Genomic DNA, 16,339 nt, shown 5'->3' with positions numbered 1-16,339 from the left:
AATGGTGAGTTACTCGATGTGCGCCGCTTCGGCGCCCATCGCAATGAATTGATCACCCCGCAAGCGCATCAGCAGTGCATGGGCAAACGACAGCGCAAATCCGACGCAGCCCAAAGCCATGCCGATCTGCGGAATCCACAAAGGCGTGGCATCTGCGCCGGGCGAAATGTCATGCGTGGTCCAGGACATCCAGACCAAGCGGATAGAGAACCAGGCAAGCGCAAGCGCAATGGTGAGTCCACCCACGAGGCAGACCCATTCAAATGCGCCTCGGACGCGGGCGGGCAAACGGTCCAGCAGCAACGTCACGCGGATGTGCTCACCGCGTCGCAGCGTGGAAGGCAAAGCCAGGAACAACGCACATGCGATGGCATACCCGGCGTAGGCATCCAGCCCGGGAAGGTCCCAATGCACCTCACGCGCCAAGACGCCGAGCAGCACCGAAACGAAAGCGGCGACCATGGAAACGCACGACAGGAACATCAGCCCCTGATAGAAACGGAAGACAAGTTGAGACACCGCGCTCTCCTGGATTCGGTTGAATGGCAGACGTGAATCGATTCAGCGGGCAGGTCTTCAGGGCCTGCCCGCCAGGGAAGGTGCTTACCGGCTGCGGTAAGCCTCAATGACGGCCTGGCCTTCAGGGCCAGCAGTCTTGAGCCAATCAGCGGTCATGGTTTCACCGATCGCAGCGAGTTCTTTCTTGAGACTGTCTGAAGGTTCGGCGATCGACATGCCCTTCACGCCCAGCTCCTTGATGAATTCGCTGTTGAGCTGCTCACTGGCTGCCCAGCCACGCTGCTCAGCAGCACCTGCGGCTTTAAGCACGGCTTCCTGAGTGGTTTTATCCAACGCATCGAAGGCTTTTTGATTCACCACCGTCGCGTTGCGCGGCAACCAGGCACTGACCGGGTAGAAATACTTGACCTGTTCGAAAAGTTTGCTCTCAACACCGCTGGCGCTGGAGGTCAAAAAGTTCTGCACACCACCGGTGGCCAGCGCCTGAGGCAGTTCTGCCAACTGGATGGTCACCGGCTGCGCCTTAAGCAACTGCGCAATGCGCGTGGTGGCGGGGTTGTAAGCCCGCATCTTCGTACCGGCCAGATCGGCAGGCGCATTCACCGGCTTGATGGAGTAGAGCGATTGCCCAGGCCATGGCACGGTGAACAGAACCTTCATGCCCTGCGAGGCCAGCAGCTTGTCCTGCGCGGGCTTGCCGGCCTCGTAAAGACGCTTGGCTGCGGGGTAGCTGGTGGCAAGGAATGGAATGGAATCCAGACCGAACAAAGGATTTTCGTTGGCCGCGCCCGACAGGATGAACTCGGCCGCCGGCACCTGACCGGTTTGTACCGCGCGCTTGATTTCGTTGGCCTTGTAGAGCGAACCACCAGGATGAACCGTGATCTTGAGCTTGCCACCGGTGATCTGGTCCACCTCGTTGGCAAACTGCTGGACGTTCTGGGTCTGGAAGCTGTTGGCTGAATAGCCCGTGGGAAGGTCCCATTTCGTTTGCGCCGAAGCGGCGGCAGCAAGGGTTGCAGCGGAAAGGCAGAACAGAATCTTTTTCATCGTTGGCTCCTGGTTAAAAACTGGCTAGCTGGTGATTGAGAAGGTCCGTGATCAACATCGCGCCTGGGGCGTGGGTGATGCAGAACGCGGGGCGGGCCTGCTGGATCGCAGCCTGCGGCGTCACGCCGCAGGCCCAGAACACCGGCAGCTCATCGGGCATCACGTCCACCGCATCGCCGTAGTCGGGCTTTGAGATGTCATGAATGCCGATCTGGGACGGATCACCGATGTGCACCGGTGCACCGTGTACGTTGGGAAAACGCGATGTGACCTGCACCGCACGAATGGCGTCTGCAGCCTTCATTGGTCGCATGGACACCACCAGCGGGCCACTGAACGGGCCGGCAGCTTCGGTGGGAATACTGGTTCGGTACATCGCCACGTTGCGCCCCTGCTCTACATGGCGCAGCGGCAGGCCAGCCGCCAACAGCGCTTGCTCGAAGGAGAACGAGCAACCGATCACGAAACTCACCAGGTTTTGGCGCCAGAGATTCGAGATGTCCGTGGGCTCTTCAACAAGTTCGCCGTTGCGCCAGACGCGGTAGCGCGGCAAGTCGGTGCAGATGTCGATGTCGGTACCCAACGTGGGCACCAGGCGCTGGCCGGGTTCGGAAACCGCCAGGAGTGGACACGGTTTGGGATTGCGTTGACAGAAGCGCAGAAAGTCCAGGGCCAGCGACTCAGGAAGGATCACCAGGTTGCCCTGCACGTGCTCGTCGGCCAGGCCGCTGGTGTGGTGGCTCCAACGACCTTGACGGATCAAGCTGCGCACATGGGATGCGCTCTGCATGCCCTCGTGACCAAACACATCCACTGTCAGACGGGAATCCGAATCCACCTTGTCTCCTGTCGTTTTGACATGTCACCTTGATGACGATGGGCGGATTGTGGATGTCGATCAGCAGGAGTTCAAATTCATAATATTTCGCTTAGATCATCGATTTTTCTTGTGCTCAAGAACGGGGCACATCGCGCCCGGATGGTGCGCGCGTGGACCGCTTCTTGGTGCCGAATTGCGCTTCGACGAAGGCCAAAGCAGACCGCACCACCGTCTCTACTGCATTTGTAGAAGGATCTGTCCGATAGCTTGCATGGATTGGTAACGGCTGCAACGCGCTGTCACATGCCAGCGGTCGCAGGTCGGGGTAGTTCTGCATGCGTTGGATCGCGTGCAATGGCAGCGTGGCCACACCGAAGCCGCCTTGCACCAGTTGGACCATGGCCGAGATCGAAGAAATGGTGTGCACGCGACCGGGCTCCACGCCCTCGTGGCGAAACAGGTCGATCAGCGCCACATGCGGGTGCGAGCCGCGCTGGAAGGTCAACAGCTCCAGGCTGGCCAATTCGCTCAAGGCATAACGGCGCTTGCGATGCAATTGGGTGTGGCCCATGAACACCATCTCCATCGGTGGCAGGCTTAGACTGCGCACGCCGTCGGCGGCCGCAGGCAACGCAGCGAACACGATGTCCTGCGTCCCGCGCTGAACCTGCTCCACCAGAATGGGTGTGGTTTCAACCGTGAGTTCCAGCGCCAACGCCGGGTGGTCAGCGCGCAGTTTCTCGATCCACGGAATCAACCATGAATGCAACACCGATTCGATGGCGCCAATGCGCAGTGAAACGGTCAGCGCCGCGCCCGCGCCCATCTCTGCTTTCACTTCGCGCTGCAGCTCCAGCAGGCGCTGGGCATAGGTGAAAAAGCGCGCTCCCGCCACCGTCAGGCGGAACTGCTTTTCGCGCCGATCCAGCAGCAGCACGCCCAGCTCTTCCTCCAGGGCCGCAATGCGGCTTGACATGGCCGACTGCGTCAAGAACAACTTCTCGGCCGCGCGCGTGACACTCTTGAGCGAGGCCACCCAATAGAACGCCTCGACGAACCGCAGGTTCATGCTGTCGTTCTCCGGGAAAACACGCAAGCGGCGGGCCCGGTGTTTGCGTTTGTGTTGAGGATTTTCATCATCCGACCATTGTCCCGGAGAAAGCACGAAGCTCACATCTGCCACGACGACCACCGTGCCTGTGCTGAGTTCAGCCGTCCGGGCACAGACCAAGCGGGACCTCCCTGCGGTCTATCAGGCCGCCGACTTCAACCTGGCTGCCCAAGAACGCGGTCATCGTGAACAAGCGCGCCTTCGATGCGCCGGACAAACCCACGCAAGACGCACTGCGAAAAGCCGGGGGCCGACGCCCAAGCGCTCGGCGGAGCCGCTTCGCAGAAGGTGGGCGACGCCTGCGGCCTGGCCGGCTGCTGCACACCTGCATCCTGGGCAGCACCATCTTTGCGGCGGTCTCGGGCTCGTCGACCGCCACCTCATGCCCTGCTTCTTTCTGATGGTGCTGGCGCTGCCGCTCCTGTGGTGGCTCCCGCAAATCGTTACCTCGTTGCCATCGAGGATGTGACCCCGCCATCCCCTAAGATGCAAGGCCCGCCACTCCAGACAGTGGCGGGCCTTTTTCGTTTTGCAGATCAACAAGGATTTCCGTGTTCAAGAATGTGACGATCTACCGCATTGCCCCCGGCTGGACGGCAACGCTGGCAGACATGGAGGCCGCACTCGACGCGGCCCGTTTCAAGCCCTGCGGTGCCACGCAGGACAAATCGGTGGGCTGGGTCGAACCGCGGGGCGAGGCCCATGGCCCGCTGGTGGAATCGGTGGCTGGCCAGCGCATCCTCAAACTCCAGATCGAGACCAAGGGTGTGCCCGGCTCAGTGGTGAAGAAGAAAGCGCAGGAAGAGGCCGACCACATCGAGGCCACCACCGGCCGCAAGCCCGGCAAGAAAGAAACCAAGGCACTGCGCGAAGACGCGCTGCTGGCCCTGCTGCCGCAGGCGTTTGCGCGGCAGATGAACGTGTGGGTCTGGCTCGACCTGGACAACGGCTGGCTCGTGACCGACGCCAGCAGCCAGGGCAAGATCGACGAGGTGGTGACCGCGCTGGTGCGCGCCTTCGACGGCCTGGTCATCACGCTGCTGCAGACCGCCGTGACGCCGCAGACCGCCATGACGCAGTGGCTCTCGGCCACCACGCCCGACGAATGGCCGGGCGGTTTTGCGGTGGAGCGCGAGTGTGAATTGAAGTCGGGCGACGAGGAGAAGTCGTCGGTGAAATTCACCCGCCACAACCTCGCCACCGACGAGGTGCGCCAGCACATCACCGAGGGCAAACTGCCCACGCGCCTGGCGCTGAGTTGGGAAGGCCGCATCGGCTTTGTGCTCACCGAATCGCTGCAGCTGAAAAAGATCAACTTTCTCGAAGGCGTGTTCGACGGCCGCCCCGACGAAGGCGAGAACGGCTTTGACGCCGACGTGGCCCTGTCCACCGGCGAACTGCAAAAGCTGCTGCCCGAATTGGTGGAAGCGCTGGGCGGCGAGATGGCGTTTGGCGCTGCACCCACCGGTGATGCACCTGTGGCAACCCAGCCCGCCACCGTGACCGCCGACGGCGACGAAGACCCACCTTTCTAAGCCTTGTGAGCCCTGAGCCATGAACACCCTGCCCAGCGTCATCGCCATCTGCCTGGGCGCTTGCGTGGGCGCGTTGGCCCGCTGGCGGCTGGGCCTGTGGCTCACGACACCCGGCGCGCTGCTGCCCTGGGGCACGCTGGCGGCCAACTGGATCGGCGCCTACGCCATCGGCCTGGCGTTCGCTTTCTTCAATGCGCAGCCCCAGCTCGACCCGGTGTGGCGCCTGGCCATCGTCACCGGCCTGCTGGGCGCGCTCACCACCTTCTCCACCTTCTCCATCGAGGTGATGACCCTGCTGCAGCAAAGCCGGGTGTTGATGGCCAGCGGTGTGGCCGGGCTGCACCTGTTCGGCTCGCTGCTGCTGACCTGGCTCGGCCTGAAGACGCTGAGCTGAAGGCTTCAGCCCCCTCCGCGCTGCATGTAAAGGTCAAAGCGCTTCATGAAGGCGTAGCGCTGCTCTGCGTCCAGCCCGCTGAGGACGAAGTTGACCCGCAGCACCGGCATGCGCATGAGTGCGATCACGCGCGGCGGCTGTTGAGCCCAGCGCAGTTCAAGCCGGCCCGGCGGGATTTCGATCACGGCGTGAGCACCCTCGCGGCGCCACACGCACGCACCCACGGCGGCGGGCAACCAGCCCAGCCACTCGGCCTCGGTACAGCCCATGTCGCGCTCGAAGCGCTCCTCGTAGCTCGACTGCATGGGGCTCAGCCCCCCGCAATCGGCGGCCAGATGGCGAGCACGTCGCCTTCGACCAAGGTGGCGCTCAGGCGCTCCTCGGGCTGGATGTATTTGCCGTTGACCAGCACCAGATGCACCAGCTTGGGCGGCAGGCCGAAGGGCTCGATGATCCGGCTGATGGGTGTCGCCGGGTCGATGTCCAGCGACACCTGGTTGCTGCGCCGGGCGTCTGGGGGCAGGTAGTCGGTGAGGGTGGCGAAGAGCTTGAAAGTGATGTTCATGGATGGCGAGGGCCCTTCGACAGGCTCAGGGCGAACGGGAAAAGGACACGTGATTTTCACCGTCTGCGTTCATCGCCAGCGCCAGCCCACTGCCCTTGACCCTGTGCGCTGGCAAGGTAAGCGTCCATCAGCTTGGTCGGGTCGTGCATCAGGCGCTCTTTCCATTCGCCCAGCTTCACCTGGCCTTCGACCAGGCCGCGCATCACGCCCACGTGCTCGGTCCAGCCCACCGAGTTGCAGCCGACCATCACGTCGTCCTTGAACTGCAGGCTCAGGTGGCGCCCGCTGGCCTTGTCGGTGAGCTCGGCGTGTTCGCCGCCGGCCACACCTTCCCAGTTGCCGAAGCTGGTGGAAATCAGCCCCAGCGTGTCCAGCACGTTGATCTGCGTCACACCCTTGAGGTCGGCTTTCTGGCCCACCATGTTGAGCGCGGCCACGCGCGCCTGCTCGGCGGCGTTGGGCTGGATGGCGCTCACGATGGTCTTGCCGCTGACCTTGTCGAACGCTTCGGCGCAATCACCGGCAGCGTAGATGCCGCTCACATTGGTCTGCAGGTGCTCGTCGGTGAGCACACCCACCAGGCAGGTGATGCCGGAGTCTTTCAAAAACCCGATGGCCGGGCGCACGCCGGTGGCACTGATCACCAGATCGGCCTCCACCGTCTGCCCGCCCGAGAGCTTGACGCGCAGGCCACTGGACGGCTCGGACGAACCCAGGCCCATGGCGCTGGCCAGCTTGCCGACGATGCCGGTGGGTCCGTTGGTGGCACGCTCGATGGCCTCGACCTTGGTGCCAGTGTAGACCTTCACGCCCTTCTTCTCGCACCAGTCGCGGATCATGCCGCCGGCCGTGGGGCCCATCATGCGCGGCACCATGCGGTCGCCCATTTCCACCACGCTCAGTTCCACACCGCGCGCGGCCAGGGCTTCCATGATGATGCAGCCGATGAAGCCGGCGCCCATCTGCAACACACGTGCGCCGGGCTTGGCCAGGGCCATGATGGCGCGCGCGTCTTCCAGCGTCCAGCAGGGATGCACGCCGGGCGAGTCCATACCGGGGATCGGCGGACGCACCGGGTGCGAGCCGGTGGCGATCAGCAGCTTGTCGAAGGTCAGGGTCTTGCCGCTGTCCAGGGTCACCGTGCGCGCCTTCGTGTCCACCTGGGTGGCGCGACCGGGCACCTGGTCGATGCGCAGGTCGCTGTAGTGCGTGAGGCTCTTGCGCAGGTAGGTGCCGGTTTCCTTCACATTGCCGATGAGCAGGTAGGGAATGGCCATGCGCGAATACGGCGGCTCGGCCTCGTCACCCACCAGGGTGATGGTGTCGGCAGGGGCATGCTTGCGGATGGTCTCGGCGGCGATGACACCGGCGGGGCCGGCGCCCAGGATGACGTGGTGGGTCATGTTGTTCTCCAGAAAAAAGAAAACGGTCTCTGGGGACCGCTGCTTCGTTGCTTCCAGTTGATTGGGGGTCAGAGCACGCGACCTGCGCTGCGCTTTGGTCGGTGATCCGACCCCATCAACCTGCGTTCTTGCAGTCGCCGTCAAAGGCTCAGGCGGGCCTTGGTCGCGGCCGTCGGGCGGCCTTCCGGGTCCCAGCCGCGCGCGGCGTAGTACTTGGGCAGCATCTCGGGCAGCTTGCTGACCATGCCCTTGGAGGCGCCGGTCTTGGCGGCTTCGGTCAGCAGGCGCTTGGGCAGCGAATCGTCCTTGGCGGTGAAGCCGGCGGCGTTGTTGAATTCGCGCTCCATGTTCCAGATGCGCTCACCGATCTTCTCCAGCTCTTCGGTGGTGAACTCTTCGTTGCACGCGGCCTGCAGTTGCGGCGCCAGATCGGCCACGCCCCAGGCGAAGGTGGTGAACACACACAGGCCCGACGAGTCGAACGCAGCGGTGGCGTCCTGGAATGCCTTCACCAGTTCCGGCTTGCCGTCGGACTCGACCGGATCGGTCTTGACCGGAATGCCCAGCACTTCAGACGCAATGGTGTAGCCGCGCAGGTGGCAGGCGCCGCGGTTGGAGGTGGCGTAAGCCAGACCAATGCCCTGGATTGCGCGACCGTCGTAAGCCGGAAACTCCTGGCCCTTGACGCTCATGGACAGATCGGGGTGGCCGTACTTTTTGGTCAGGCGGGCCGAGCCCAGACCGATTTCCTTGCCGAAGCCTTCGCCCTTGGCAGTGATCTCGGCGAAGTGGGCCAGCGCTTGCGCCGAACCGAACTTCGCGTCAATACCCAGCTGCTCCTTGGTGAGCACACCCATCTCGTAGAGCTCCATCACCGCACCCACGGTGGCGCCGAAGCTGATGGGGTCGAAACCCTCTTCGTTGCACAGCAGGTTGGCGTACTGCAGGGCTTCCAGATCGTTCACGCCGTTGGCCGCGCCGAGTGCCCAGGCCGCTTCGTATTCCAGGCCGCCGTTGGCACCCCAGTACTGCGGCTTGTTCTTCACGGTGAAGTGACCTTCGTCCATCTTGCTGATGCGCCCGCACGCGATCGTGCAACCGAAGCAGGCCTGGTTGGTCACCAGGTGCTTCTTGCCGTCGCTCTCGCGCGGCGTGACCATGGCCTCGGCCGAGATGTCTTTGGCGCCCTCGAACTGCACGTCGCGGTGGTTGCGGGTGGGCAGCGCGCCGATCTCGTTGATCACGTTCATGAGCACCTGCGTGCCGTAGGCCGGCAGGCCCTGGCCCGTCACCGCGTTCTCGGCCAGGATCTTCTTCTTCTCGAAGGTGGTCTTCATGAAGGCCTTGGGGTCGCGGATGTTGCCCACGCCCTTGGTGCCGCGCACGGCAATGGCTTTCAGGTTCTTGCTGCCCATGACAGCGCCCACGCCCGAACGGCCAGCCGCGCGGTGCAGGTCGTTCACCACGGCCGCGTACAGCACGCCGTTTTCACCGGCCTTGCCGATGCTGGACACGCGCACCAGCGGATCTTGCAGGCTCGACTTGAGGATCTCTTCGGTCTTCCAGACGCTCTGGCCCCAGAGGTGGCCGGCGTCGCGCAGCTCGGCCACGTCGTCGTTGATGTAGAGGTAGACCGGCTTCGGGGACTTGCCCTCGAAGATGATCATGTCCCAGCCGGCCATCTTGAGCTCGGCGCCCCAGTAGCCACCCGAGTTCGAGCAGGCGATGGCACCGGTCAGCGGGCCTTTGGTGATGACGGTGTAGCGGCCCCCGGTGGAGGCCATCGTGCCGGTCAACGGGCCGGTGGCCCAGATGATCTTGTTGTCAGGCGACAGCGGATCGACCTTGGGATCGACCTCGCTCACCAGGTACTTGCTGCCCAGACCGCGCGAGCCGATGTAGGAACGTGCCCACTCGGTGTTCAGCGCTTCGGTCTTCACGGTGCCCGCGGTCAGGTTGACGCGGAGGATTTTTCCAGCCCATGACATGTTGATGCTCCTTCAGTTAATCGGTTGGGGTCAGAGCACATCGCTTTGCGAGTGGTCTGACCCTCAAGATCTCAAATACCCGTTCGCCTTGAGCCTGTCGAAAGGCTTCGACAGGCTCAGCCCGAACGGAAACCGGTCAGGCCGCTGTTGGCTGGTTGCCCAGCTTGTCGGCCCACTGCTTCATCTTGTCCATGCCGGTCCAGTTGGCATCAATGAAGGTGATGGCGGCGGTCGGGCAGGCCTCGGCGCAGGCCGGCTCGCCACCGCACAGGTCGCACTTCTGGACCTTGCCGGTTTCCTGCACGTAGTTGATCGTGCCGAACGGGCAGGCGATGGTGCAGACCTTGCAACCCACGCAGGTGGTCTCGTTCACCACCTTGGCGCCGGTCATCTTGTCGACCGTGATCGCTTCCACCGGGCAGGCGTGCAGGCACCAGGCCTCGTCGCACTGCGTGCAGGTGTAGGGCACTTTTTTGCCGGTGTGGTGGAAGTCAAAAACCTTGATGCGCGACTTCGACGTGGCGTAGGTTCCGTAGTTCTCGAACGAGCAGGCCATTTCGCACTGCAAGCAGCCGGTGCATTTGTCGGGGTTGATGTGTAGGACTTTTTGCATACGTGTCTCCGGGTGTGGGTAGAGGGCTGTCCGTGGGGTGCTTTATGCAGACCTCTTCATACGATTGTTTGGTTGTGACCGCAATTCATATTCAGGGTTTACCCGCAACTGAAGGGCAGTCTTTCAAAAAGTCTCAGTTTGAGACACCGTTTTTCGCACCATCGGAGCCCCAAGTCCAAGCGCTTTGCCGGGGTGGAGGGCTGATGCATCCCTTCAAACAGGGTCGCATCAACGGCGCGACCTGCATGAATTGCAATGCATAAGCCAGCCTATGCAATGAACAACATACAAATTCAAGCCGATTCAATGGGCTGACTTTTTCACCCATCGAATAGCCCGCCGTCTCAAATTGAGAATGATTGAAAGCAGCCAATTGAATTGAGGGTTATCACTCAATTCGGTGGCCAATCGAGCATGTTTCACTTGCGTTCGCCCACAACACAGGAGACAGACATGCAGGTCCAACTGAAGGTCAACGGCAAGGCCGTGACCGTCGATGCAGCACCCCACACGCTGCTGGTTCACACGCTTCGCGAACACCTCAAACTCACCGGCACCCACGTGGGTTGCGACACCGCCCAGTGCGGCGCCTGCACCGTCTTGCTGGACGGCCGCGCGGTGAAGTCTTGCAACATGCTGCTGGCCCAGGCCGCCGGCAGCGATGTCACCACCATCGAAGGCCTGGCCGCCGCCGACGGGACCATGCACCCCATGCAGGCCGCCTTCAAGGAATGCCACGGCCTGCAATGCGGCTTCTGCACGCCCGGCATGGTGATGAGCTCGATCAGCCTGTGCAAGAGCCACCCCAACGCCAGCGCCCGCGACATCCGCGAAGGCCTGGAAGGCAACCTGTGCCGCTGCACCGGGTATCAAAACATCGTCAAGGCCGTGCAGCAGGGTGCTGCAGGCCTGAAGGCATAAGGAGCAAACGACATGGGTGCCATCGACTTCGCCAAACTCCCCCACATCGGGGAATCCCTCCTGCGCAAGGAGGACTACCGTTTCCTCACCGGCGCCGGCCAGTACACCGACGACATCGTGCTGGCCAACATGCGCCAGGCGGTGTTCGTGCGCTCGCCGCACGCCCACGCCCGCATCATCAGCATCGACAAAACCGCCGCACTGGCCGCGCCCGGCGTGGTCGGTGTGTTCGACGGTGAAGACGTGGCAGCCGACAAGATCGGCGGCCTGCCCTGCGGCTGGCTCATCACCGACACCCAGGGCCAGCCCATGAAGGAGCCGCCCCACCCCATCCTGGCGCACGGCAAGGTGCGCTACGTGGGCGACCACGTGGTCATGGTCGTGGCCGAGACGCTGGAGCAGGCGAAGAACGCCGCCGAACTCGTGGTGGTGGACTACGAAGCCCTGCCCGCCACGGTGGACGTGCGCGACGCCATGAAGCCCAGCGCCACCGCGCTGCACGACGCCGCGCCCGGCAACCACTGCTACAAGTGGTCCATTGGCGACCAGGGTCAGGTCGACGCCGCGTTCGCCAACGCCGCGCACGTGACCAAGATCGACCTGATCAACAACCGCCTGGTGCCCAACCCGATGGAGCCGCGCGCGGTGATCGGCTCGTACAACCGCGCCGGTGACGACTACACGCTCTACGTGTCGAACCAGAACCCGCACGTGGAGCGCCTGCTGCTCACCGCGTTCGTGATGGGCCTGCCCGAGCACAAGGTGCGCGTGATCGCGCCCGACGTGGGCGGCGGCTTCGGCGCCAAGATCTACCTCTACGCTGAAGACGTGTGCCTGACCTGGGCCGCCAAAAAACTCAATTGCGCGATCAAGTGGAACTGCGACCGCTCGGAAGCGTTTCTGTGCGACGCCCACGGCCGCGACCACGTGACGCACGCCGAGATGGCGCTCGACAAGGACGGCAAGTTCCTGGCCTTCAAGGTGCACACCGACGCCAACCTCGGCGCCTACCTCTCCACCTTCTCCACCGCCGTGCCCACCATCCTGTACGCCACGCTGCTGGCCGGCCAGTACGCCACGCCGCAGGTGTATGTGGAGGTGGACGCGTGGTTCACCAACACCGCGCCGGTGGACGCCTACCGCGGCGCCGGCCGGCCCGAGGCCACCTATTTGCTGGAGCGCATCGTGAGCCGCGCGGCCTGGGAAACCGGTCTCTCGCAAGACGAGATCCGCCGCCGCAACTTCATCACCGAGTTCCCTTACCAGACGCCGGTGGCCCTGCAGTACGACACCGGTGATTTCCCCCAGTGCTTGGACAAAGCCAACCAGTTGGCCGACATCGCCGGCCTGCCGGCGCGCCAGGCGGCGTCCAAGGCCAAGGGCTTGCTGCGCGGCATCGGTTACTCCAGCTACATCGAAGCCTGCGGACTGGCACCCAGCAACATCGCGGGTGCACTCGGCGCGCGCGCCGGCCTCTTTGAATGCGGCGAAGTGCGTGTGCACCCCACCGGCAGCGTGACCGTGTTCACCGGCTCGCACAGCCACGGCCAGGGCCACGAGACCACGTTTGCGCAGGTGGTGGCGTCTCGCCTGGGGCTGGACCCGGAGCAGGTCGACATCGTGCACGGCGACACCGGCCGTGTGCCGTTCGGCATGGGCACCTACGGCTCGCGCTCCATCTCGGTGGGCGGTGCGGCCATCATGCGGGCGCTCGACAAGATCGAGGCCAAGGCCAAGAAGATCGCGGCCCACCTGATGGAAACGGGTGATGCCGACGTGGAGTTCGCGGGCGGCGAGTTCACCGTCAAGGGCACCGACAAAAAGGTGACCTTCGGCCAGGTCGCGCTCACCGCTTATGTGCCGCACAACTACCCGCTGGACAAGCTGGAGCCGGGCCTGAACGAGACCGCGTTCTACGACCCGACCAACTTCACCTACCCCGCCGGCACCCACATCTGCGAGGTCGAGATCGACCCCAACACCGGTGTGGTGCGGGTCGACCGCTTCACCGCGGTGGACGACTTCGGCACCATCATCAACCCGATGATCGTGGAGGGCCAGGTGCACGGCGGTCTGGTACAGGGCATCGGTCAGGCGCTCATGGAGCAGTGCGTGTACGACCGCGAAACCGGTCAGCTCGTCACCGGTTCGTTCATGGACTACGCCATGCCGCGCGCCGACGATTTCCCCGACTTCACCGTGGGCCATGTGTGCACCCCCTGCACCACCAACCCGCTGGGCACCAAAGGCTGCGGCGAGGCCGGTGCCATCGGTTCACCCCCGGCGGTGATCAACGCGGTGCTCGATGCGCTGGCACCGCTGGGCGTGAAAGACCTCGACATGCCCGCCAGCCCGAACCGTGTGTGGACCGCCATCCAGAACGCCAAGAAGTAAGGAGACAGCACCATGTACGCATTCACCCTTGAACAACCCACGACGCTTGCCGACGCCAAACGCCTGACCGCAGGCGGCGCACAAGCCCTGGCCGGTGGCCAGACCATGATCGCTTCGATGAAGCAGCGGCTCATGCAACCCGAACGCCTGGTGGACCTGGCCAACGTGACCGAGTTGCGCGGCATCCAGGTGGACGGTCAAAGCGTCGTCATCGGCGCCATGACCCGCCACCAGGAAGTGGCCAACCACGCCGAGGTGCGCAAGCACATTCCCGGGCTGGCCGCGCTGGCCGACGGCATTGGCGACCGCCAGGTGCGTGCCATGGGCACCATGGGCGGCTCGGTGGCCAACAACGACCCCGCCGCCTGCTACCCCAGCGCGGTGCTGGGCCTGGGCGCCACGGTGCACACCGACCGCCGCACCATCGCCGCCGACGATTTCTTCCAGGGTCTCTACACCACGGCGCTGGACGCCGGTGAACTCATCACCGCCATCAGCTTCCCCGTGCCATTGAAGTCCGCCTACGCCAAGTTTCGCCAGCCGGCCTCGCGTTTTGCGCTGGTGGGCGTGTTCGTGGCACAGACCGCCAGTGGCGTGCGCGTGGCCATCACCGGCACCGGCAACGGCGTGTTCCGCCATGCAGGCCTGGAGGCTGCGCTGAGCAAGAGCTTCACACCCGATGCTGTGAACAGCGTGGTGATCGACGCCAGCGACATCAATGGCGACCTGCATGCCAGCGCAGCCTACCGCGCGCACCTCATCAAGGTGCAGACGCAGGTGGCGGTGGCATTGGCCAACGCGTGAGCGAGCCGAGCGTCACCGCTGCTGTGGAGTCCATCGACGGCCTGACCCACGCCCTGCAAGGCGTGGGTTATCACGCGCCACGGCGGCTGGCCACCGCCGTGTTCCTCGCCATGAAACTGCAGCGCCCGCTGCTGCTCGAAGGTGAACCCGGCGTGGGCAAGACCGAGCTGGCCAAAGCGCTGGCCAAGGTGCTGGGCCGTCCGCTCTTGCGATTGCAGTGCTACGACGGCATGGAGCAGCGCGAAGCCCTCTACGAGTGGAACCACACCGCGCAGTTGCTGCACATGCGCGCAGCCCAAGCAACTTCAACTCCAGACGAGATCGAACGCGAGGTCTACCAGGCCCGCTACCTCATCCGCCGGCCCCTGCTGCAGGCGCTGCAGACACCAGCCCCAGGCGCGGTGCTGCTGATCGACGAGGTGGACCGCGCCGACGAACCCTTTGAAGCCTTTCTGCTGGAGTACCTGGGCGAATACCAGGTGAGCATTCCGGAGCTCGGCACCATCCAGGCCGTGGCTGCACCGCTGACCATCCTCACCAGCAACCGCACCCGCGATCTGAACGACGCCGTCAAGCGCCGTTGCCTCTACCAGTGGCTCGATTACCCCGAGCGCGAGCGCGAACTCGCCATCGTGAGGAGCCAGGTGCCCGAGGCGAGCAAACAACTCACCGAACAGGTGTCGCGCTTCGTCTCGCGCCTGCGCAGCCAGCCGTTTTCCAATGCCTTCCAGCGCGGCCCCGGCATCGCCGAGAGCGTGGAATGGGCCAAGGCCCTGGTGGCGCTGGACACCCTCACGCTGGACCCCGAGGTGATCCAGGACACGGCGGGCATTTTGTTCAAGCAGCGGGAGGATGTGGCGGCTTTGCTGCCGATGCTGGACAAGCTGTTGGAGCCGCAGGAATGACCTGTTCGCGCCATGCCAAATCCCGTTCGGGCTGAGCCTGTCGAAGCCCTTCCACACCCCCACCACCAGCACCCTTCGACAAGCTCAGGGCGAACGGAATTTTTGGTCATCCAATGATCCTCGGCGACGCAAGAAGCGGAAAACTGCCCGACCACATCACCGCCTTCGGCCGCGCCCTGCGCCGCGCCGGTGTGCCGGTGGACAGCAGCCGCATGACACTGGCCATCACCGCCACGCAGACCGTGGGCGTAGAGCGCAAGGACGACCTGCGCGCCGCACTGGAAGCCGTGCTGGTGAGCCGCCAGCAAGACCTGGGCGTGTTCGGCGAGATGTTCGACGCCTTCTTCCGCAACCCCGAACTGGCGCAGCAACTGCTCTCGCAGATGCTGCCCAAGGCCGCCAAAGCCCACCCGGTGCGACGCAAGGCGCGCGTGCAGGAAGCGCTGAGCGTGGCCGGCCTCAAGGCGCGCACGCCCAACCAGGGCGAGACCGAACTCAAGCTCGACGCCGCCATGACCGCGAGCGACATGCAGCGCCTGCGCCACGCCGACTTTGCCGGCCTCTCGGCCAGCGAGTTCCGCCTGGTCGAACAACTCGTGCGCGAAATCCCGCTGCCCTTGCCGCCCGTGCGCTCGCGCCGCGAACGCGCCGGCACACGCGGCCACCGTCCCCACTGGCCACGCGCTTTGCAACAAGCGCGCCGCTTTGACGGCGAGCTGCTGCACCTGCCCATGAAAACGCGCCGGCACCAGCCGCTGCCGCTGCTGATCCTGGTCGACATCTCGGGCTCGATGGAGCGCTACGCGCGGCTGCTGCTGGCCTTTCTGCACCAGGCCACACGCGGCACCCCGCGCTCAGCCTTCGCCTTCGGCACCCAGCTCACCGACCTGCGCACCGCCTTTCGCCACAGCGACACCGACCAGATGCTGACGCTGGCCAACGACGCCATCGACGACTTCGCCGGTGGCACACGCCTGGGCGCGTCGCTGGCCGACCTGCGCACCCACCACCGCCGCACTCTCGTGGGACGGCGCACCGTGGTGCTGCTCATCACCGACGGCCTGGACACCGGCGCGCCCGACGTGCTGGATGCCGAACTGCAATGGCTCAAGCGCCACAGCCGCCAGTTGCTCTGGCTCAACCCCTTGCTGCGTTTTGACGGCTACCAGCCGCTGGCCAGCGGTGCCGCCGTGTTGCAGCGCCACGCCCACGGCGCGCTGGCCGTTCACAACCTCAGCCGCCTGGAAGACCTGGCGCGCTCGATGGCCGCGCTGATGCAGCGCGCCTGATTTTCTGTTTCTTCACATTCACAACCAA

16 protein-coding genes are annotated in these 16,339 nt (G+C 64.3%); 7 read left to right on the top strand and 9 right to left on the bottom strand.

Translation table 11 applies throughout. The features are described from left to right. Window positions 1-9 precede the first annotated feature (9 nt). The 4 genes from ACN4F8_RS16195 to ACN4F8_RS16180 all read right to left on the bottom strand — a co-directional run bounded on the left by ACN4F8_RS16195 (window position 10) and on the right by ACN4F8_RS16180 (window position 3,458). Window positions 10-519, bottom strand: a complete 510-nt coding sequence (locus ACN4F8_RS16195; RefSeq protein WP_419474499.1) for a TRAP transporter small permease — start codon at window positions 517-519, stop codon at window positions 10-12. Window positions 520-603: 84 nt separating this feature from the next. Then, window positions 604-1,569 (bottom strand): TRAP transporter substrate-binding protein, encoded by a 966-nt coding sequence (locus ACN4F8_RS16190; RefSeq protein ID WP_419474498.1) that lies wholly within the window; start codon window positions 1,567-1,569, stop codon window positions 604-606. A 13-nt stretch (window positions 1,570-1,582) separates the two neighbouring features. Further along, window positions 1,583-2,359 (bottom strand): putative hydro-lyase, encoded by a 777-nt coding sequence (locus ACN4F8_RS16185; protein WP_419474514.1) that lies wholly within the window; start codon window positions 2,357-2,359, stop codon window positions 1,583-1,585. Window positions 2,360-2,522: 163 nt separating this feature from the next. Next, on the bottom strand, window positions 2,523-3,458 hold the full coding sequence (locus ACN4F8_RS16180; protein WP_419474497.1) for a LysR family transcriptional regulator: 936 nt from the start codon (window positions 3,456-3,458) through the stop codon (window positions 2,523-2,525). 593 nt (window positions 3,459-4,051) lie between these two features. On the opposite strand from ACN4F8_RS16180, the gene ACN4F8_RS16175 reads away from it, so the two are divergent. Then, window positions 4,052-5,035: a recombination-associated protein RdgC gene (locus ACN4F8_RS16175; RefSeq protein ID WP_419474496.1), complete on the top strand. Its 984-nt coding sequence runs from the start codon at window positions 4,052-4,054 to the stop codon at window positions 5,033-5,035. 28 nt (window positions 5,036-5,063) lie between these two features. Next, the gene (crcB, locus tag ACN4F8_RS16170; RefSeq protein WP_419474513.1) at window positions 5,064-5,429 is read left to right on the top strand and encodes a fluoride efflux transporter CrcB; all 366 of its coding nucleotides are present in this window, start codon (window positions 5,064-5,066) and stop codon (window positions 5,427-5,429) included. Between the two features lie 5 nt (window positions 5,430-5,434). Here crcB and ACN4F8_RS16165 read toward each other — a convergent pair whose 3' ends face one another. The 5 genes from ACN4F8_RS16165 to ACN4F8_RS16145 form a co-directional block, all read right to left on the bottom strand. Further along, window positions 5,435-5,734, bottom strand: coding sequence for a hypothetical protein (locus ACN4F8_RS16165; RefSeq protein WP_419474495.1), 300 nt, complete (start codon window positions 5,732-5,734; stop codon window positions 5,435-5,437). A 5-nt stretch (window positions 5,735-5,739) separates the two neighbouring features. Then, window positions 5,740-5,994, bottom strand: coding sequence for a sulfur carrier protein ThiS (gene thiS / locus ACN4F8_RS16160; protein ID WP_419474494.1), 255 nt, complete (start codon window positions 5,992-5,994; stop codon window positions 5,740-5,742). 56 nt (window positions 5,995-6,050) lie between these two features. Beyond that, the gene (locus ACN4F8_RS16155; RefSeq protein ID WP_419474493.1) at window positions 6,051-7,397 is read right to left on the bottom strand and encodes an NAD(P)/FAD-dependent oxidoreductase; all 1,347 of its coding nucleotides are present in this window, start codon (window positions 7,395-7,397) and stop codon (window positions 6,051-6,053) included. A 140-nt stretch (window positions 7,398-7,537) separates the two neighbouring features. After that, complete coding sequence (locus ACN4F8_RS16150; protein ID WP_419474492.1) at window positions 7,538-9,385, bottom strand: aldehyde ferredoxin oxidoreductase family protein; 1,848 nt, start codon at window positions 9,383-9,385, stop codon at window positions 7,538-7,540. 136 nt (window positions 9,386-9,521) lie between these two features. Then, on the bottom strand, window positions 9,522-9,998 hold the full coding sequence (locus tag ACN4F8_RS16145; RefSeq protein ID WP_332750439.1) for a 4Fe-4S dicluster domain-containing protein: 477 nt from the start codon (window positions 9,996-9,998) through the stop codon (window positions 9,522-9,524). Between the two features lie 453 nt (window positions 9,999-10,451). On the opposite strand from ACN4F8_RS16145, the gene ACN4F8_RS16140 reads away from it, so the two are divergent. The 5 genes from ACN4F8_RS16140 (at window position 10,452) to ACN4F8_RS16120 (ending at window position 16,311) form a co-directional block, all read left to right on the top strand. Beyond that, on the top strand, window positions 10,452-10,919 hold the full coding sequence (locus ACN4F8_RS16140; RefSeq protein WP_419474491.1) for a (2Fe-2S)-binding protein: 468 nt from the start codon (window positions 10,452-10,454) through the stop codon (window positions 10,917-10,919). 12 nt (window positions 10,920-10,931) lie between these two features. Beyond that, window positions 10,932-13,313 (top strand): xanthine dehydrogenase family protein molybdopterin-binding subunit, encoded by a 2,382-nt coding sequence (locus ACN4F8_RS16135; RefSeq protein WP_419474490.1) that lies wholly within the window; start codon window positions 10,932-10,934, stop codon window positions 13,311-13,313. Window positions 13,314-13,325: 12 nt separating this feature from the next. Then, window positions 13,326-14,117 carry an FAD binding domain-containing protein gene (locus tag ACN4F8_RS16130; protein WP_419474489.1) on the top strand — a complete coding sequence of 264 codons (792 nt, stop codon included), beginning with the start codon at window positions 13,326-13,328 and terminating at the stop codon, window positions 14,115-14,117. Beyond that, a complete protein-coding gene (locus ACN4F8_RS16125) occupies window positions 14,114-15,022 on the top strand; it encodes an AAA family ATPase (RefSeq protein ID WP_419474488.1) in 909 nt (302 codons plus the stop codon). The genes ACN4F8_RS16130 and ACN4F8_RS16125 overlap by 4 nt, the downstream gene beginning before the upstream one ends. Window positions 15,023-15,135: 113 nt before the next feature. Then, a complete protein-coding gene (locus ACN4F8_RS16120) occupies window positions 15,136-16,311 on the top strand; it encodes a vWA domain-containing protein (protein WP_419474487.1) in 1,176 nt (391 codons plus the stop codon). Window positions 16,312-16,339 lie beyond the last annotated feature (28 nt).

Source organism: Hydrogenophaga sp., from assembly GCF_048549895.1.
GTDB lineage: Bacteria > Pseudomonadota > Gammaproteobacteria > Burkholderiales > Burkholderiaceae_C > Hydrogenophaga.
The sequence above is the reverse complement of the archived record's forward strand: the minus strand, read 5'-3'. Positions and strand labels throughout refer to the sequence as shown.